Origin of the sequence: Paenibacillus sp. P32E, from assembly GCF_001909085.1 — a bacterium.
In the GTDB taxonomy this organism is placed as follows: Bacteria; Bacillota; Bacilli; order Paenibacillales; family Paenibacillaceae; genus Paenibacillus_AQ; species Paenibacillus_AQ helianthi.
Genome location: NZ_LVYY01000068.1, coordinates 166,637 through 184,898, shown reverse-complemented (window position 1 = coordinate 184,898; position 18,262 = coordinate 166,637). Strand labels below are relative to the sequence as shown.

Below are 18,262 nucleotides of genomic sequence, written 5' to 3'. Positions count from 1 at the left end.
TGATTTACAATAATGATATTAAATCTCATACACAGTCAGGAGCACAAGAAGTCCATGTTTATGCATTCCCCCAAATTCCATCGCTTTACAAGCTGTCTGGCCGCTGCACTGATTCTGCTGTCGGCATCAAACCCGACTACAACGGCGGCAGCGAAGTCAATTGTCCCTTCCATGACCTCTCCAAGCTATGATGTCGTTGTCATTGGAAGCGAAATTCAAGGCGCACTGCTCGCCAGGGAAGCCGTCAAGGCCGGCCTGAAAGTGCTGATGCTTGATCCCCGCAGCAAACCAGGCGGTGAACTAATTCAAGGGCAAATGTTTTTTCTCGATGATGTGAACGACAACAAGCACAGAAGTCTCGTGCAAGGTGAGATCAAAAGTCTCTTCAATGGCTACAAGGCAGGAACCATTCTGAAGGCAGCCGATTTCCAAAAGTACTATAACAAGATTATGCAAGGCATTCCGCTGAAGAGCGGGGTTGTTCTGGACCATATTGACACGAAGGCGGCGGGCAGCGAAAAGACGCTGAGTTCCCTAACCTATCACGTTAAGAACGAAGCTCCGATTACGATCAGGTCCCGATACTGGGTAGAAAATACCGACTTCAATGCCTTGAGCGGACGTCTGAAGGAAGCCCGGATTCCGGGAATGGAGTCCATTGACCACGGTAAGAAGCCTGATTACATGGCCGCTACATATATGCTCAATTTCAAAAATGTGAATTGGAACCAGCTGCATGAGTCCATTCTCGAGAACTATCCGCTGACGAATGTGCGCAACAAATATGGACCCAATACCTACGTGGATTTGCACTTCGCCACCGGATTCAGCAAGATCACCAAAAGATACTCCACCAAGGACAAGCAGCTTAGGTTACGCGGGCTAAATGCCGCCTATCAAAAAAATGGCCAGGTGATCATCAATGCCCTGCTGATTTACGATGTAAATCCTTCCGACCCTAAGTCTGTGGCAGCAGCGGTACAGAAGGGCAAAGCCGAAGCCCCTTCTATTCTAAACTTCCTGCGCTTAAATATCCCCGGGTTCGCTAACGCTGAACTGAACGGGTTCCCGGAGTACCTCTACATCCGTGACTATAACCGCTATGAGACCAAATACGTGCTGGGTTACACGGACTTAATGTCCAGCCGGATGTTCTGGGATGATGTGAGCATTGGCGGGTACCCCGTCGATTTGCAGGGGACCCGGAAGATTCCCACTGGAATCGGCTTTGGCAAGCCGGACCGTTACGGGTTGCCGCTGCGATCCTTTGAACTGAAATCCTATGACAATGTGCTTGTAGCCGGGAAAAATGTCGGTGCGAGCATCAAAGCCTACGGCAGCGCAAGGATCATGCCCACCACTGCACTGGCAGCCCAGACCATCGGCATCATTCTGGGACGGGAGCGCAGCAAACGGCTGACTGACCTGAACACAGCAGATTTCCAGAGAATCCGTTCTTATCTGAAAAAGGATTATCAGATCAGCTTGCAGTAGACTGCTCTCCATCTATTCAGGTATAACTAAACCGCCCCAGCAGGTCTGTCAAGAACCTGCTGGGGCGGTTTGCTGTTGGATAAGTCAGCCTTTGGTCTCCTGCCGGCACACAGCACTTAGCTATTCGCCTCCTGCTTGACGGAAGCTACCTTCAGTACAGCAGCCTTCGGTTTGGCTGTTCCGGTTCGGAGCAGAAAGGTCAAGGGAATTGCCAGAATCCCGATCACGGTTGCGATGAGGAATACATCCCGTACACCCAGCGTCATACCCTGGGCCTTGATGAAGCCGGCAGCAGTTGAGGTTCCGCCGCTAAGCTCCTTCTGGTGCGTCAAGGCCCGCGAAGCCAGCAGCGAGCTGAAGATCGCGATGGACAGCGCCCCGGTGGCTTGCCGTACCCAGTTGGTAACAGAAGAAGCATGACCGGTGATCTGTTTCGGCACGGAAGACATTCCGGCGTTCGTAACCGGCATGAAGGCCAGAGCAATCCCGACATTGCGCACCGCCATCAGCCAAGCCAGCTGAACATGGGTAGTGGCGAGTGTGATATGGCTGAGCTCCCAGGTTGAGGCGACCAGCAGCAGGATGCCGCCAAGAATCAGCCAGAACGGCCCGGTCTTGCTGTAGAGCTTGCCGACAACCGGTGACATGACAGCCATGGCAATGGAACCCGGCAGCAGGACCAGTGCTGTTGCGAGCGGAGTAGACTGCTGAATGTCCTGCAGAAAGACGGGAATCAAGAACGTCCCGGAATACAGGGCAACGGTAATGATACAGTTGATCATCAGGCTGTAAGTGAACCGGTTTTGCCGGAATACCTTAAGATTCAGCAGCGGTTCTGTCAAAGCGAGCTCTCTGCGGATGAAATAAGTTAGCGCTATAGCTCCGATAATCAGCAGGGTCAGAGTCTTCCAGGAGGTCCAGCCCCAGGTATTTCCTTTATTAAAAGCCAGAATAATGAACGCACTGCTAAGAATAACCGTTACAAAACCCGGCAGATCAAAGGTCTTCCTTTCACCAGCGGTTCGCTGAAACGGCAAGCACTTGAGTGCAACCACAATCGCAATAATCCCTATCGGCACATTGATCATAAATAGCGATTCCCAGCCAAAATATCCGGTCAGCCATCCCCCTAGTGTCGGGCCAAAGGCAGGTGCCAGCATAGAGGACAAGCTCCACAGGCTCATTGCGAACGCCTGCTTTTCCTTTTCAATAAATTGATAGATCATGGTCATTGTAGTAGGAATAATCAGCCCGCCGAACACCCCCTGCAGAATACGGAAGGTCACGAGCGAGTGAATGTTCCAGGCCATCATGCACAGTCCGGAGAATAGGGTGAATCCCGATAAGGCGAACACATACAGATATTTGTAACTCCATTTATCACCGAAATAGCCCACCACCGGCGCGATCACACCCGTAGCGAGCAGATAACCTGTAATCATCCACTGCACGGTCCCAATCTCCGCATGAAAGTCCTTCATAAATACCGGAAATGCTACGTTAATGGTGGTGGTACTCAGGATGGCCATGAAATTCCCGAAAAAAATAGCTAAAATAATCAACCAAAAGGATGAATTACGAACAGTTTGAGTCTTCAATAGGTTCTCTCCTCCGTGAAGCACAATACACTAAAGTCTGGCTTCTCCGCCATATGGGTGTATGATACAATTAAATAGTTATATATGTGTATTATACAACTACATTAATGAAAGTCAATATGACTTATTTCATTCCTTTTCATAAATAGACGCGGATTTTGCTTGTAGTCCGGTATGTTCACTATAATAATGGAGAAAAGTAATCCGTAAAGGAAGGAAGCTATCGTATGGATGAAAAAAACCTGGAGTCCCTTAACAATGAGCTGATGACACTCATCCGCCGTTCCTCTCTAGACAAGAAGCATGGGGGGCTGGACCGCTCGACATATACGCTGCTCTACCATTTGGCCCACCACAAGAAGATAGGGGTAAAGGCACTCGCCGAAGAGTTCGGACTCGACACCTCCACGATCAGCAGGCAGACCAGTGTACTCGAAAGCAAAGGGTATGCCGTGCGGGTACCCGACCCGATGGACGGAAGATCGAGCTATTTTGAGATCACCCCACTTGGCACACGCAAGCTGGAGGAAGCGCGGAACATCCGTCTGGAGCGGTATGGGGAGATCTTTGAAGACTGGTCTTCGGAGGACTGCCATACCTTCAGCGGACTGCTGGCCAGACTGAATCAAAAATTGGCGCAGCGCAGTTCCGGGGCTAAAGGATTGACGGAAGAGGCCGAAGCTGGTAGATTGAATTAATCATACAATATAAGTCGGAATTAAAACGCAGAAATATACCATATTGCCGAAGGGGCTGGTCCGCTTGAACTTTATTTTCTTTTCGCCTCATTTCCCGAGGAACAGCGCCGATTTCTGCAGCCACCTTCAGCAGCAGGGAGCCACGGTGCTTGGGATCGGTGATGCCGAGTATGATCAGCTGGAGGACAAGCTGAAGTCGGCAATGACCGAGTATTACAAGGTAAGCAGTCTGGAAAATTATGACGAGATTCTACGGGCTGTGGGTTATTTCACTCACCGGTACGGCAAAATCGACCGCTTCGAATCCCTGAACGAATATTGGCTGGAGCAGGATGCCGCGATCCGCACGGATTTTAACATTTACGGCACTAAGACTGATTTTGTCTACAACCTGAAGCAGAAATCCAAAATGAAAGAGTTTTTCCGCAAAAGCGGGGTAAGCACCGTGCAGTTCTCCACCGGAACCACCCGCGACAGTGTGGATGACTTCATCCGCGGCACCGGCTTTCCGCTTGTGGTGAAGCCGGACCTGGGCTCCGGGGCCAGCATGACCTATAAGATCAATAACGAGGCCGAGCTGCAGCAGTTTTTTGACACGAAGCCGGAAGATGTCGCTTTTATTATTGAAGAGTTCATTGACGGCGTGATTCTGACCTATGACGGGCTGGTGGATATCGACGGCAACGTGCGGTTCGCAGTCAGCCACCTGTTCGAGAACAGCGTGATGGATGTCGTCAATACGGACAATCACCTCTACTATTTCTGTCTGAAGGAGATTAGTCCCGAGGTTGAGCTTGCGGGAAAAAACATCCTCCAGGCCTTTGATATCAGAGAGCGCTTCTTCCATATCGAATTGTTCAAGTCGAACAAGGATGGCCGGATCATTGCCCTTGAAGTGAATATGCGGCCTCCAGGGGCATGGATGACTGATGCGATTAACTATTCATACGATGTGGATGTGTATGAAGAATGGGCGCGCATGATTGTTCACAATGAGGTAGGCGGACCGTTTGAAGGCAAGTATTATACCGGCTATGCCAGCCGTAAGCGGCATAAGCCTTACGTTCACAGCCATGAGGACATTTACCGTGCCTTTGGGGACAAGATTGTCCATTATGCGGAGATTGAAGAAGTGTTCAGCCGTGCCATGGGGAACAGCGCCTATCAATTCCGTTCTGCGGATCTGGGGGAAGTCAGAGACATCGTGGGCTATATTCAACAAGTTGAAGAGGGATAGGATGTGTTGATGCATGAGGATAAGCTACCATAAAGAATACAGCAGGCACCTTCACAGAGATATGGAATACAAAGTGTACGGCCATGCGGGGAAACCGATGCTGGTCTTCCCGACTTCACTGGGTCGGTTCTATCAATATGAGGATTCCGGCATGATTCAGACCCTTTCGCAGTTCATTGATGCGGGTAAGCTGCAGATCTGGGCCTGCGACACCCTGGATGAGGAAACCTTCTTCTCGGGCGGCTGGAATCATGAGGACAAGGTGCAGCGCCATGAGCAGTACGACAAATACATCATGCAGGAGCTGATCCCCCGAATCCTCGAGTCCAGCAAGGCAAGCAACGGCGGTAGCGACCAAAAGATCCTCGTCTCCGGCTGCTCCATGGGCGCGTACTACAGTGCCAGCTTCTTTTTCCGCCATCCTCACGTTTTCGATACACTAATCGCCCTCAGCGGCGTATACTCCACCCATTACTTCTTTGGTGAATATATGAGCGGGACCGTCTACCTGAACTCGCCGCTGCATTACCTGCCAGGCCTGACCGATGAACATTACCTGAGCGCTTACCGGGCCAGCCGGATCATCCTCTGTGTCGGACAAGGCGCCTATGAAGACGAGATGCTTCATGAGACGCGCCTGCTCCAGGATCTGCTCCAGCACAAAGGTATTGCGGCACAGATTGATTATTGGGGGCATGATGCTGACCATGACTGGCCTTGGTGGAACAAACAGATTCACTATTATGTAGGCGGGTGTCTGTAAGGCAAACGTGTATGACAAATAGACCGTCCCCTCCGAAAGGGGTGCGGTCTGTTGGTTCGTGATCTACCCGGCGGAGCTTATTGTCCACTCCGGCTTAAGCTGGCAGGTGCTCTTTGCAGAACAAGACTAAGGCTGCTTCCTCGTCCTCTTCCATATCAAAATCAAGAATCCGGCCGGTTGTGGTCTCCAGCAGATCGTAGCTGACGATGCTGAGCTGTTCTTCCTCCACCTTCACGATGGCCCGTGCAGATAAGCCATTCTCTTCGTACAGCTCATCATCCTCAGGCACTTCCAGATTAATAACAAACTCGTACCGCTTGCCGCTTAAAATATTAAATGGATCTCTTACGTTCTCCACGGTGTAGCTTGTAAATGTCAACATTTCACATTCCTCTTTTCATCATTCATCTGGCTATTGTATCATACAATCCATGGCAGAGGCTCCCTCAGTTGCCCGCTGCAGACCAAATTACCAGGAAAATGCCGGATTATCGCGGGATCTTCCGGATTGTACGCTAGTATTATAACAAGTACAGATCAAATCCATCTATTGATTTTTGTAAAAGTCTGTAAGAATCAGGGGTTAATGCTAGACAGCCACATCGGCTTACCGGTGTCCTCATAAGCTTCGGGCATTGCCGCGTCTTTTATACCTGACGTTTGAATGTGCGGGCCCCCAAAACATAAATGTCAGCGGGTTAATCCCAAAAAAGGCGGTGCCCCGTATGTGAACACGGGGCACCGCCCTTTTGTAACGCTATACTACGGGCGCTGCATTAACGGCATCTCTGCCGTTGTTCCGTCCCGTCAGCTGCCTGGGTTACCCGGCGGCCACGCCGCTCTCAGCAGCGGCGCCCTTGGCTTTCTTGATCTGCTTACTGCGCAGCTGACCGCAGGCGGCGTCGATATCTACGCCGTGCTCCAGCCGGGTGCTTACGCTGACGCCCTGCTTTTTGAGCGTATCAAAGAAAGCCCGCACGGATTCACGCTCGCTCCGCTGGTATTGGCTATGCTCATCTACAGGATTGTACGGAATCAGGTTCACGTTAGCCATCTGGCGACGGTCTCCGATCAGCTCGGCCAGCTCCAGGGCATGCTCCTGCTGGTCATTGATATCCTTAAGCAGAATATACTCCAGTGTAATTCTCCGGTTCGTCTTCTCCAGATAGTAATCAATAGCGGGCATTAACTTCTCTATAGGAATGGCCCGGTTGATCTTCATAATCCGTGTCCGCAGCTCATTATTCGGAGCATGTAAAGAAATAGCCAGGTTGACCTGCATATTGGCATCAGCAAATTCTCTGATTTTGTCAGCCAGACCGCTTGTAGACACCGTGATGCCCTTGCCGGCAATCGCCAGTCCCTTATGACTCTTGATAATAGTCAGGAAATTGAGCAGGTTCGTAAAATTATCAAACGGCTCGCCGATCCCCATCACTACCACATGGCTGACCCTTTGATCCAGACCTGCGCGGTCCAGATGATGCTGCACCTTCATAATCTGCTCCACAATCTCTCCGCTGGACAGATCGCGGCTCTTCGCCAGCAATCCGCTTGCGCAAAAACTGCAGCCGATGTTGCAGCCCACCTGTGTTGTGACGCAGACGGACAAACCGTACTTCTGCCGCATCAGTACAGTCTCGATCAGGTTGCCGTCCTTGAGGCGGAACAGAAACTTGATGGTGCCATCCGCCGACTCCTGCTTCACATGCTCGTCCATCGTTTGAAAGACAAAATGCTCTGACAGGAGCTGCACTGTCTCGCCGTTCACCTCGGTCATTTCCGCGAAATCCGTAACCCGCTGGCGGTACAGAGAGTCCCATATCCGGGACGCGCGGGATTTCTTATGACCATGCTCCACGAGCCATGACGACATTTGTTCCAAAGTTAATCCATAAATGGATTGTTTATTCATTATTTATCCTCTTTTCAAAACATTAAAGTTCAATTCATTCTACCTTGCAGGGCTCCGTCTAACAACATGCACTTATTGTCTCAAATTTTTTTTATTAAAACAAGAAGATTCCAGTGCTTCTCCGGCTTCAGCGGAGCCGGACAGCCCTGTGAAAGACATACAAGCGTACCCGAAAGGATCGGATACGCTTGTATTGGATTGGCATAAGCATCCGCCCATTATTTGAAAATGGCGAACTTCAGCTGTTTTTTCTTAAGATATTCTATAATGGCAGGCAGCGCTTTGACTGTTATTGCTTTTTCATGCAGCAGATAGATGCCCCCGGAGGGGTCTGTATGATAAAAATATTGGATGATTTGCTCCGAGGTCTGTGCTTTCCAGTCTTCAGGATCACGGTTCCAGAGCAGTACTTTCAAGTTCTGTTTGACGGCTTCTGCAGCCAGAGAACCGTTGATAGCCCCATAAGGCGGACGAAATACGGTCACCGGCCTCCCTATATTCTGCTCCAGTACCTGAACGGAACGCAACAGGTTGTTATGGTTCTCCCCGCTGCTGTTCTTCGTCATGTCGCTGTGATCCCAGGAATGACTGCCCACCGGCATTCCGTGTGCATTGGCATATTGGACCGCTTCCGGGTGCTGCTGGGCATTCTGGCCAATGAACAGAAAATTCGCCGCTATTCCGTACGCCATAAGAATATCGACGATTTCCTTAGTGTACTTGGATGGGCCATCATCAAAGGATAAAGCTACATAACCCTTCGGCAGACTATACTCATAACGGCTTCCGTCCAGCTCCATCTCTTCAACTGTCGGGTTCTGCACCTCTGGCTCCGCACTCTGTACCGGCGCCGGTTCTTGTTCTGTTTCCGGCACAGCTTCAGCTTGAGCGCTCTGAAAGGATGCCGTATGAACTACAGGGACATAGGGCACAGGGACACTGCTGTCCACCGGCGACGTGAAGTCTTCATGCGCTTCAGCACTATTGAGCAGAGTGTCATCCATCCGCAGAAAAAATAATACGAATAACAGGCTGAACAACATGCAACGCGTTACAATAGGCCGGGTAACCCGGAAGGCGCTTGCACGTCGCTTGGGCGGCTGTGGTTGTTCAGGCTCGGGCACAGGAACCACTGCTTGAACCGTATTCGCTTCATCGGACGGCATGGTTTGCTGTTTCAACTCAAGGAGCTGTGAGACGAAATCTTCTGAGCAGGCAAAATACAGAGTCTCGGAGCAGGTTCTGTTCATCTTGGTGAGAGAGCTGAAATATTTGCGGCGAAAGGGGTCCCACTTGGGGTAAATCGACAGCCGTACTCTGTGTTCCTGATAAGAGCCCAGTATGCTATTCACTTGCAGATATGTATATTCATCGATGAGGAGAACTTTTCGGGTGAATCCGCCGCTATGGGTTAGACCTACCTCCATCTGATAGCTATCCTGCATAGGCTCAAGCGCCAGCAGCTCTATCATCAGTGCGGAATCTTGTTCTAAAAGAGGCATAGTAATTATGTAGTCCCGTTATCTGTGCGGTCTGCCGGGGGAGTACTTCCTCCAAAAGGAGCCGTCATACGCGTGGTGAAATCGTTAATCATGCTGGAGAGGTAGGCTTTCTCCTGCCGGACCGTTTCGTATTTCTGTTTCATATGGGCGTTCTCTGTTTCAAGGCGTCCGATTTTTTCCTCAAGCTCGTTCATCTTCTTCAGCTTCTCCGAAATGGCATCATTATGCTTCTGAACGAGATTCGTATACTTTTGCCGCTCCAGCTCGATGGTGCTCTTGAGCTCGTCCATTTCTGAAGACAGGGTGGTGTGCAATTCACGGTGGTCCTCCATGACCTGATCCACCTTCAGGTTGCGCTCTACCAGCTTATGCTCCAGCTCCAGGATGCTTCTTTCCCGTTCCTCAATCACCTTGTTCAGATTCTTCAGGTCCTTGTTCAAACGCTCCACATGTCCGCTGGTATGCGTCAACCGGTCCTGGAGCTCATGATTGGTTGTATCCGCATGCGTTCTGGCCTGGATCATTTGCTCTACTGCAAAAATCAAATCAAGTGACTTCTTGTCCAGCTGCGCTTTGCCTATGGAAATGAGGCTGGACAGGCTCTCGTTCGTTTCGTAAGTTTCCTTTTCCTCAGGCGGGTCTTCCGCCAATTGAACCTTTTGAACCACGCCGGGCCTGGGCTGCTTGTCCGCCATGTCTTTTTTCTTGAAAAAAGGAGTCGCCATCTATGCTATCACCTCATTATATATGTCAAAATATGTCGAGCCTATACGCATTTATTATAGTTGATTTTACCTGTATGTAAGTGAGCCTTAGTATCTAAGTTTCGCAAATGTATCCAAAGGCCTAATTTCCCTTGGGCGGAAGTATTAACCAACAACTTAGGAATAATTGCCCATGCTATAGGCACTTTTTTGTACAGAATCTGGATACTTTAAACTTCAGGTAAATGCCGAGGATAGATAAATGGGCAACAAAAAAGCGCAATCCCGGGGACCGCGCTTCAGCTATACTTGATTTATTTGTACAGCACTTTCTCCACATTGTATTTAGCTCTAAGCTTATTCACAATGTACGTTTCGTAAATCTCTCTGTCGACGGCTTCATCGACGATGCAAACTTCAATCTTGGTCACTTCATCACGGTGCGGCTTCATCACGGAAACATTATCTTCGAAATGCTTTTTGATCCGCGGTCTCAGCTTTCTGGCCTTACCCACGAACAGCAGCTCATCCTTGTCATTGTAGAACATGAAGATGCCGCCTTGTTCCCGGGTAATCAGGTGGAAATCTGTAAATCCATAAATATGGCTCAGTACGGGATTCGCCTGCTTCGTAATGGTGACATCCGGCGTTGGAATCGTAATGCTGATCATTGTAGCTCACTTCCCTCTTGGATATAGACATAAATAGTAACATAGTTCCAGAACCCTGACTATACAGAAGCAGCGCCGGATTATACAAAGGGGAGCCCTGCATGCAGATCGGGACCGGGATGTATGAGCCTGCTGCTCATAAAGATTTGGCCTGACGGCTCTGAATGGCTTGGATCGTCTCCCGGATTCCTTCATCGAATGAAGTCGTCGGAATCGGGCCGACCAGACGCTCATACTTCCGTCCGCTTAAGCGGAGCGGTTCCTTCGTCAGATAGAGCATCTCTACAATCTCTTTCATGACCGGTACAAACAGGCCAAGCAGCGATAAACCAAAGGCCCCCACCGGGATGACCGGTTTGGACTTGCCGCTTGCCATCCGGGCGATGCGGACAATTTCCCGGCCGGAGATGGTACCTGCACCGGGAATGTTCCAGTTCTGCCCATAGGCCTCTTCCCGGAGGGCCAACTCCACGATCATCACCGCTGCATCGGGCAGATATACATATTCACGAGGAACCGTCATATTCCCGACGAACATTCCCGGTTTGCCGGCAGCAATCGCATCAAGCGTTGAACCCAGATACGAAGCCTCATTGGCAGTAGGGCCATAATAATCAGGCAGCCGTACAATCATGCCTTGGGTATGGCTCCAGCGCGCGCTGAAGAACATCCGCTCGAACTCCAGCTTTGTTTTGCCTTTTTGGGTATGCGGGTTCTTGGGGAATTCCTCCGTGATCGGCTGCTCATCCTTTCTTCGTCCATAAGGATAAATTCCGTCTACTGCAACGACCCGGGCACCGAGTCTGTCCGCCGCCTCCATCACGGCCTCACCCATTGGAAGCAGTCTGGTGCTCATTTCGTTATAAGGCACCGACGCGCTGTGAAAAATAATATCCGCTCCCTGCGCAGCCTTGAATACATCCTCCGGTTTGAACACATCTCCTGTTCTCAGACTAAGCCCAGTCGGGTGGCCCAGTTTTGCCGCGAACTGCTCCAGCTTCGGCAATGACCGTCCAAAAGCAACCGTTTCGATCCCTCTCCTCAACAGTTCGGCGATGATTACCGTTCCTGTTCCTCCCGTTGCACCCAATACGATAGCCTTCGTTGTTTTGTTCATCATTAGTTATTCCTCCAATTTGTTTTTGTTATTTGTTATTGATTAATCACTACCTAATGAGCATGGACAACTAAGGGCAGAGCCCTTAGTCCCGGGGCTGGTTGATTCCCCCGTCTATTCCAGATGCTTAGGTTTCAGATCAGGCATCTCCAGCGCCATTGCAATATGACACAGCATACCATTCGCCATAAATGTACTGACTTCTACCTCGGGATGAGCGATCCCCGCTGCAGTAAACTTGCTTTCCATCAGGCTTGTCACCCTGTGCATTCCTGTCTGCATAGACCGGCGGATGGCTTCATCACGAATTCCGAGCGCCTGCACCTGCAGAATGATTTCACTTGGATGGGTCTCCATCATCTGCTCATATACCCGGATCGATTCCCGAAGCAATTCTTCCCCCGAAGCCTTCACCTCTGTAAACGTGCGGATCGTCCGATCAAATGCCCGGTCCAGCGCCGCTACAAACAGCTCCTCCTTGTTCTTGAACAGCTTGAAAATGTACGGCTGGGAGATCCCCACTTTCTCTGCCACCTGTGCAGTAGTAGCCTTGAAATAGCCATGCTCTGCGAATACAACCACAGCCGCCTCCAGAATTTGCTCCCTCCGGTTGACTGAAGTCGCTTCATCCTTCGTCCGTGCGCCTCCCGATAGCTTTGTCATGCTGGCCTCCTGTTGTTCTGCGGATATGTGTTCTGATGCGATGTTGGTTTTTGATGATTAATCTAGGTTATTGGTCAATCACTATCTTGATTTGAAGTATACAAGGACTTTCCCCACAAATCAAGCCTATATTTAAAATTTTTCGAATCCATTTTCCATGCAGAGCCTAGAAGCCTTTGTATTATAAAAAAACAGCTGCCCCGCCTTTATTAGACGGGATCAGCTGTTTTTGTGGAACCCTTGGTTACGCCGCTGCTTACAGCACTGCTGTCCTTAATTCCGGCTCCGCAGCTTAGACAGCAGTCTGAGAATCTCTACATAGAGCCATACCAGTGTGACCATAAGGCCGAATGCTCCGTACCATTCCATGTATTTGGGAGCGCCCTGCTGTGCGCCGTTCTCAATAAAGTCAAAGTCCAGCACCAGATTGAGCGCAGCCACAATAACGATAATGACCGAAATGCCGATTCCGATCAGGCTGTTGCTGTGCAAATATGGAACCGTTACACCGAACATTCCCAGCACAAAGCTCAGCAGATAGACGATGGCAATTCCGGCTGTGGCAGCAAATATGCCGAGCTTGAATTTTTCCGTCGCTCTAATGATTCTTGTCTTGTAGGCAAGCAGCAAAGCGACAAATATACTCAGCGTCAATAAGGCTGCCTGCAGAGTAATTCCATAGTACAGGCCTTCGTATGTTGCTGAAATAGCACCCAGAAACAAGCCTTCAGCCAGCGCATAGACAGGCACCAGATACGGTGCAGCAGTCGGCTTGAAGCTGATAATCAAGGCAAGCACGAACCCGATTAGTGCACCGCCGACGGCATAAGGGCCTACATTTTGTCCATTGAAATACATCGACCAGGCACTGAACGCCCCTGCCAGCAGAATGGTCAGTGTGATAAAGGTTTTGTTGACCGTTCCGTTAATGCTCATGCGTTCCTGCCCGGAGTACCGCTCTGCACGCTCAAACGTTTTTTCATTTAGTGTGGGATTTCCGCTGCGTCCGATCAAGAGATCATCTCATTTCATCACTTATTTGTGTCCATAATAGCATATTCACCGCATGAAAACATTCGTCTCACCTTCCCCTTAATTCTGAGGAGGGTGAAAGGGGCAAGCCGGCTTAGGTTCAAGAGCAGCCTCAGCGTTTGAACTGATCTTAGAGTCTGGACTCCTCTGGGAGCCTTCTTCCAGCCAATGGGCGTATGCCGCTTGCTGATAGATCAGCCTCGGGCTAAGGTTCAGCTCCTTCAGGGTGTTATCGTTCCAAACCGGTGTAGAGGATGGTGACATTGGAGGGATCAGCCAGCCCCACTTGCCTGAGACCTGGCGTCCCTGCTGCTTCTCCTGCTCCTGGAAGCGGGCGAACTGATCGGCGGCAGTATGATGATCCACAATGCTGACCCCCGCCTGCTTGAAGGAATGCAGCACCGCGCGGTTCAATTCCAGCAGTGCCCGGTCTTTCCAGAGGGAGGTGTTGGTCGAGCGGTCCAGACCGAGCAGATCCGCTACAGCCGGTAGCCGGTTATAGCGGCTTGTATCCCCAAGATTACGTGAACCAATCTCTGTCTCCATATACCAGCCGTTAAAAGGCGCAGCGGTATAGGAAATTCCACCGATTTCGAGCAGCATATCCGACACGACCGGTACAGAATACCAGCGCAAGCCAAGCTCCGGGAACCGTTCGATCTCGGGATGGGTCAGCGGGACCTCCTGCACCAGCTCTGGCGGAATGGCGAACCAGCGCGGTTCTTCTTCACCAATGCTGACGACCAGCGGAAGCACATCGAAGTCTCCGCCATTGCCCTGCCAGCCCAGCCTCCGGCAGACGGCAGTGAACACATCCGATGCCGGATCGCCGGCACGGGCAAGGTCCCCTTGTCCAGGGTATCCGGCATAACGGATCAGCTGGTGATTCCAGATCCGGACCGCCTTCTCCGGATTCCCGCCGCTGCGGAATACCGTAATCATAGGCCGGATGCGGCCGCCATTGTTCGCCTGCTGCACATGCTGCAGCAGTGCCGCCGCCACCTCCTCGGCAGTCTCCGCCTGCCGGGCATCGTTCACCTCAAGCGTGTGCCAGAACAGGCGTCCGATGCAGCGGCTGTTCTGGCGCCAGGCCATTTTTGCACCATGGGCAAGCTCTTCCTCTGTATGGTTGTAGGTACCGGATTGCTCGATTTCCTTATGTATGGCCTGAATGCGTTCCGCGATGTGCTGCTCCGGTTTCTCCAGCTCTGTATAACATAGCCGGATGAAAGATTCTGCCTGCCCGGTCAGCTTCCCGTACGACCTCTCTTGTTCCCTATTATCCATCCTGCCTACTCCCACTCCTCTCCCGGAGGATTTCGCCTTCGGAAAATTGAATGATTTCATCATAGTAACTCCTGGAGGAATATGCAAGAATGGCTGCAAGAGGCTGATTGTAGACGAAAATCGATTATAGCCTTCCTGTTCACCCGATCTCTGATAAGATATAGCTGATCTCCAAATGCTGTTCCTTGAATTGTAAAGCTAAACCTGAAGGGGTGACGGGACGTGAGCAAATTCGGAATGATTGCCAAATTCACCGCCAAACCAGGTGAACGTGATGCCCTTGCTGCGATTCTTCTGGAAGCTGCAGCTGCAATGGAGCAAGTTCATGAATGTGAGCTGTACATCGTTAACCTCTCGGAGAGTGAGCCTGACACCCTCTGGGTTACTGAGGTATGGAGCCATGCGGAAGCCCATGCGGCTTCATTGCAGGAGGAGGCCACCCGGGAGGCCATCCAGCGGGCTAAGCCGCTGATTGCAGGTGTTGAGCCTACCCGGCTGATTCCCCTTGGGGGCAAGGGACTTGAGTCCCTTAATCCGGACGCCTAAGAGATGTTTTGAACAAAAAAAGCAATAATGGCAGCCGCGTGAAGCACTGCACTATTGCTTTTTTTGCTTTTGCAGATATACTCTGACTTCTTCCTTCGCATGGGAATTAACCCATCTCTGCCAGTCTGGCGATGATTCTTCTTTTGCGGTAGAGCATCCGGGCGGCCTCGGCCACATCCTCCAGCGCCTTACGGTTGATATAGGCCCCGAAGAACATCCCCGCCACAGGGACAGCCTGCAGCATCTTTTTCCAGCCCCAATTGTCCCGGTACACCGTGATGACCTCCCGCCAGCCCTGAATCCTGGACACGGCAGCTTGGGTTCCGGCAGTAATATCGCCGTCGCCACCTGCCTGCAGATTAAGCTCCTTCAGGATGGTTCGCTTGCCCACAATATCCGAAGAGGCAAACTGCATCACCTTGACGGCAAATATCCGTTCTGCTTTATCTGTAGGATTGTACCCGTAGCAGAGGCCAATCTCCTGAATGACTTTAAGGGACAGGCCCAGAATCGCGGGGATGTCCGCCGCCAGCGTGAACAATCCGCCGAATCCCGTCGTCGCTCCTTGCGCGGTGGCGACGTTCCTGCTGCTCATTGTAAGCTGCCGGGCAGCATTATCCATCACCGCCAGCGGATATGGCCCCTTCCCGGTTCCTCCGGCCGCGCGGCTCCCTGTCTCCATTAACACCCCAACCTTGCGACCGGCTACGAGATAGTTGCCCCCATTCTGGATATAGCCTCCCAGCTCGTCGAGCAGCTTGCCCAGCTTCTCGTGAATAAACTTCGGTGTAAGCTTATCGAACAGCTTGAACGGCAGCCTGGTGATGCGGTCCCAGATCATCAACTGGTTCTGTTCCTTTTCCCACTTCATAATTTCGGCAAGCGCGGCATTCAGCTCCTCTGCAGTCTCCAGATTCGGCGTGTGCCCGGCGGTTTCCGGCATCTCTAAGCCCCCTTAATGATACTAGTTGGTTTTCAGATAGTACGTTCGATGCAGGCAATTGGTTCTGTTCACTTTATTAACCCGTTTGTAGACACTTGAAAGATTAAGGGATTATAGGCTGTCAAGAACCTCATGCCACCAATTTGCTCACCTGCGCCGAATTCAAGGGTATTTATACCTTTCATTCCACCATTTTGCTCTCCTGAGCCGAATTCAAAGGTATTTCTACCTCTCATTCCACCGTTTTGCTCTCCTGAGCCAAATTCAAAGGTATTTCTACCTTTCATTCCACCAACTTTGCTCTCCTGAGCCGAATTCAAAGGCATTTATACCTTTCATTCCACCATTTTGCTCACCTGAGCTGAATTCAAAGGTATTTCTACCTCCCATGCCACCAATTTGCTCACCTGCGCCGAATTCAAAGGCATTTCTACCTCTCATTCCACCAATTTGCTCGACTTGGTTCCGTAGTTCATCTAGCTACTTCGGGGTTCTACAAGAACAACTTTTGCATAACAAAAAAGCATTCCCGGATAATACCGGAAATGCCTGAGCTTCAAATATCTACTGTTTGGTGCCTCTATTTGCTGCTTCTGCGAGAGCGAGCCTCTTTTTCTCATCAGCCAGTCTTTCCTCGGTCAGATCCACCCCATGGCCCCCAATCGAGCCCTCCGGAGCATGGCTCACTGCCTCCTCCGCGTGCGTTAGGCTGTTCTCAGCCTGCATAAGCATCTGATCATTCGGATGGCTGAGCGCCTGGGATACAGAGTTATGCAGCGTGGTCACCGCATCCTGCGCCTGATCTACCGTACTATTGGTCCGGAGGCTGGATTCGTAATGCTTCATCTTGTCAACCGCTCCCTTCTGTCTCACTGTTCAATCTTTTTTAGGATGGATAGAACAACGGTTTTTATACATTCCATTTGTAACTCCCGCGTCAAATCACGGCTTATTGGATGGAGTTATTTTCGATTTCGGTAAAGTTTGTAATCGCTCTGTTAAATAATTTAAATTCGATTGAAACCCATTTCGCCTGGCTGTATGATGATCACAAACAACAAGAATCAATATGAAAACACAAGAAAACAAATTCCTAATGTAAGGAGAATGGCAGATGAAGAATCAAATTTACCTGGCAAGAAATAAAACGGTGTATAAAGGCAATCTGCATCTCCACACCACATGTTCTGACGGCTCACTCCCGGCAGCGGAGACTGTCCAGGTGTTCAAGGAGAAGGGCTATCATTTTATTTGCATAAGCGATCATGATGTCTATTCCAGAACGGATGAGTTCAATACAGACCATTTCATCACGATTCCCGGAATGGAGCGGGGCGGGCTCAACCCTGTACCTGATAAGGACCCGGGCTACCACTTCGGAGTTCTGGATGATCCCACCGCACAGCCTGTGCAGCCAAGATTCCAGCATCTCGAGAGGTTCCCGGTTCCCATTCCCTGGGAGGGGGATCAGTCCCCGCAGGTGCTGATTGATGAGATGATTGCCCACGGTAATCTGGTGATTTTCAACCATCCGGAGTGGCATCTGACGCGCTTTGAGGACATGGTCAACTACGACGGATTTTTTGCCGTTGAAATCTATAACCATGCAACGGAATGGTCTACGGTCAGCTCCTATGGAGCTGCTTATTGGGATCACGCGCTGCAGAACGGCAAACGGGTGTATGGCATCGCTGCGGACGACTCCCACGGACACGACCGGAATTGGGCGTTCCCTGAATACGGCGGCGGCTGGGTTCAGGTTCAATCGGAAGCGCTGACGCCTCATGATATTGTGACCAGTCTTAAGGCAGGCAGCTTCTATTCCAGCACCGGACCGGAGATCTACGATCTTCGGGTGGAAGACGGACAACTCATCATTGAATGCTCCCCCTGCAAATTCATTATGTTCAAAGCATTCCCGCTCCGGGGGCCGTTTGTCGGCAATTATCAGAACGGTGAACCCCTGACTGTCGCCTCGATGCCGGTTGAACCGGAGATGCAGTATATCCGGGTGGAGTGCATTGATTTTGACGGAAATGTAGCGTGGTCCAATCCGGTGTTTGTAGCAGATTTGCTGGAGGGGGACGAATAA

Annotated in this window: 20 protein-coding genes; 6 read left to right on the top strand and 14 right to left on the bottom strand. The window is 50.8% G+C overall.

Annotation, left to right across the window (positions count from 1 at the left end; translation table 11 throughout):
* The first annotated feature begins 54 nt into the window (after window positions 1-54).
* Window positions 55-1,494 (top strand): FAD-dependent oxidoreductase, encoded by a 1,440-nt coding sequence (locus A3848_RS28390; RefSeq protein ID WP_074088392.1) that lies wholly within the window; start codon window positions 55-57, stop codon window positions 1,492-1,494.
* 116 nt (window positions 1,495-1,610) lie between these two features.
* Here A3848_RS28390 and A3848_RS28385 read toward each other — a convergent pair whose 3' ends face one another.
* Window positions 1,611-3,092 carry an MDR family MFS transporter gene (locus A3848_RS28385; RefSeq protein WP_074088391.1) on the bottom strand — a complete coding sequence of 494 codons (1,482 nt, stop codon included), beginning with the start codon at window positions 3,090-3,092 and terminating at the stop codon, window positions 1,611-1,613.
* Between the two features lie 227 nt (window positions 3,093-3,319).
* Between A3848_RS28385 and A3848_RS28380 the strand changes: the two genes are divergently transcribed.
* From A3848_RS28380 to A3848_RS28370, 3 genes are all read left to right on the top strand, one after another.
* The gene (locus A3848_RS28380) at window positions 3,320-3,790 is read left to right on the top strand and encodes a MarR family winged helix-turn-helix transcriptional regulator (RefSeq protein WP_074088390.1); all 471 of its coding nucleotides are present in this window, start codon (window positions 3,320-3,322) and stop codon (window positions 3,788-3,790) included.
* 64 nt (window positions 3,791-3,854) lie between these two features.
* Entirely contained in the window at window positions 3,855-5,027 is a 1,173-nt protein-coding gene (locus tag A3848_RS28375) for an ATP-grasp domain-containing protein (protein WP_074088389.1), read from the top strand.
* A gap of 61 nt (window positions 5,028-5,088) precedes the next feature.
* The gene (locus A3848_RS28370; RefSeq protein WP_256702583.1) at window positions 5,089-5,790 is read left to right on the top strand and encodes an esterase family protein; all 702 of its coding nucleotides are present in this window, start codon (window positions 5,089-5,091) and stop codon (window positions 5,788-5,790) included.
* A gap of 94 nt (window positions 5,791-5,884) precedes the next feature.
* Here the strand turns inward: A3848_RS28370 and A3848_RS28365 are convergent, their stop codons facing one another.
* From A3848_RS28365 to A3848_RS28325, 9 genes are all read right to left on the bottom strand, one after another.
* Entirely contained in the window at window positions 5,885-6,172 is a 288-nt protein-coding gene (locus tag A3848_RS28365; protein ID WP_074088387.1) for a DUF6509 family protein, read from the bottom strand.
* 438 nt (window positions 6,173-6,610) lie between these two features.
* On the bottom strand, window positions 6,611-7,705 hold the full coding sequence (rlmN, locus tag A3848_RS28360) for a dual-specificity RNA methyltransferase RlmN (protein WP_074088386.1): 1,095 nt from the start codon (window positions 7,703-7,705) through the stop codon (window positions 6,611-6,613).
* Window positions 7,706-7,923: 218 nt separating this feature from the next.
* On the bottom strand, window positions 7,924-9,207 hold the full coding sequence (locus tag A3848_RS28355) for a polysaccharide deacetylase family protein (protein WP_083612422.1): 1,284 nt from the start codon (window positions 9,205-9,207) through the stop codon (window positions 7,924-7,926).
* 5 nt (window positions 9,208-9,212) lie between these two features.
* Complete coding sequence (locus A3848_RS28350) at window positions 9,213-9,932, bottom strand: hypothetical protein (RefSeq protein WP_074088384.1); 720 nt, start codon at window positions 9,930-9,932, stop codon at window positions 9,213-9,215.
* 293 nt (window positions 9,933-10,225) lie between these two features.
* Window positions 10,226-10,582, bottom strand: a complete 357-nt coding sequence (locus tag A3848_RS28345; RefSeq protein ID WP_074088383.1) for a nucleotide excision repair endonuclease — start codon at window positions 10,580-10,582, stop codon at window positions 10,226-10,228.
* A gap of 136 nt (window positions 10,583-10,718) precedes the next feature.
* A complete protein-coding gene (locus A3848_RS28340) occupies window positions 10,719-11,702 on the bottom strand; it encodes an NAD-dependent epimerase/dehydratase family protein (RefSeq protein WP_074088382.1) in 984 nt (327 codons plus the stop codon).
* Between the two features lie 111 nt (window positions 11,703-11,813).
* Window positions 11,814-12,362 carry a TetR/AcrR family transcriptional regulator gene (locus A3848_RS28335; RefSeq protein ID WP_074088381.1) on the bottom strand — a complete coding sequence of 183 codons (549 nt, stop codon included), beginning with the start codon at window positions 12,360-12,362 and terminating at the stop codon, window positions 11,814-11,816.
* A 273-nt stretch (window positions 12,363-12,635) separates the two neighbouring features.
* Window positions 12,636-13,376 carry a Bax inhibitor-1/YccA family protein gene (locus A3848_RS28330; protein ID WP_074088380.1) on the bottom strand — a complete coding sequence of 247 codons (741 nt, stop codon included), beginning with the start codon at window positions 13,374-13,376 and terminating at the stop codon, window positions 12,636-12,638.
* Window positions 13,377-13,454: 78 nt separating this feature from the next.
* Window positions 13,455-14,681 carry a nitric oxide synthase oxygenase gene (locus A3848_RS28325; protein ID WP_074088465.1) on the bottom strand — a complete coding sequence of 409 codons (1,227 nt, stop codon included), beginning with the start codon at window positions 14,679-14,681 and terminating at the stop codon, window positions 13,455-13,457.
* A gap of 222 nt (window positions 14,682-14,903) precedes the next feature.
* On the opposite strand from A3848_RS28325, the gene A3848_RS28320 reads away from it, so the two are divergent.
* Window positions 14,904-15,227, top strand: a complete 324-nt coding sequence (locus A3848_RS28320; protein ID WP_074088379.1) for a putative quinol monooxygenase — start codon at window positions 14,904-14,906, stop codon at window positions 15,225-15,227.
* A 106-nt stretch (window positions 15,228-15,333) separates the two neighbouring features.
* Here A3848_RS28320 and A3848_RS28315 read toward each other — a convergent pair whose 3' ends face one another.
* The 4 genes from A3848_RS28315 to A3848_RS28305 form a co-directional block, all read right to left on the bottom strand.
* The gene (locus A3848_RS28315; protein ID WP_074088378.1) at window positions 15,334-16,170 is read right to left on the bottom strand and encodes an EcsC family protein; all 837 of its coding nucleotides are present in this window, start codon (window positions 16,168-16,170) and stop codon (window positions 15,334-15,336) included.
* Between the two features lie 68 nt (window positions 16,171-16,238).
* Entirely contained in the window at window positions 16,239-16,457 is a 219-nt protein-coding gene (locus tag A3848_RS28310) for a hypothetical protein (protein WP_074088377.1), read from the bottom strand.
* The gene (locus A3848_RS32525) at window positions 16,447-16,611 is read right to left on the bottom strand and encodes a hypothetical protein (protein ID WP_167374794.1); all 165 of its coding nucleotides are present in this window, start codon (window positions 16,609-16,611) and stop codon (window positions 16,447-16,449) included. The genes A3848_RS28310 and A3848_RS32525 overlap by 11 nt, the downstream gene beginning before the upstream one ends.
* A 123-nt stretch (window positions 16,612-16,734) precedes the next feature.
* A complete protein-coding gene (locus tag A3848_RS28305; RefSeq protein WP_074088376.1) occupies window positions 16,735-17,016 on the bottom strand; it encodes a hypothetical protein in 282 nt (93 codons plus the stop codon).
* Between the two features lie 268 nt (window positions 17,017-17,284).
* Here A3848_RS28305 and A3848_RS28300 point away from each other — a divergent pair, with 268 nt between their 5' ends.
* Window positions 17,285-18,262: a CehA/McbA family metallohydrolase domain-containing protein gene (locus A3848_RS28300; RefSeq protein ID WP_074088375.1), complete on the top strand. Its 978-nt coding sequence runs from the start codon at window positions 17,285-17,287 to the stop codon at window positions 18,260-18,262.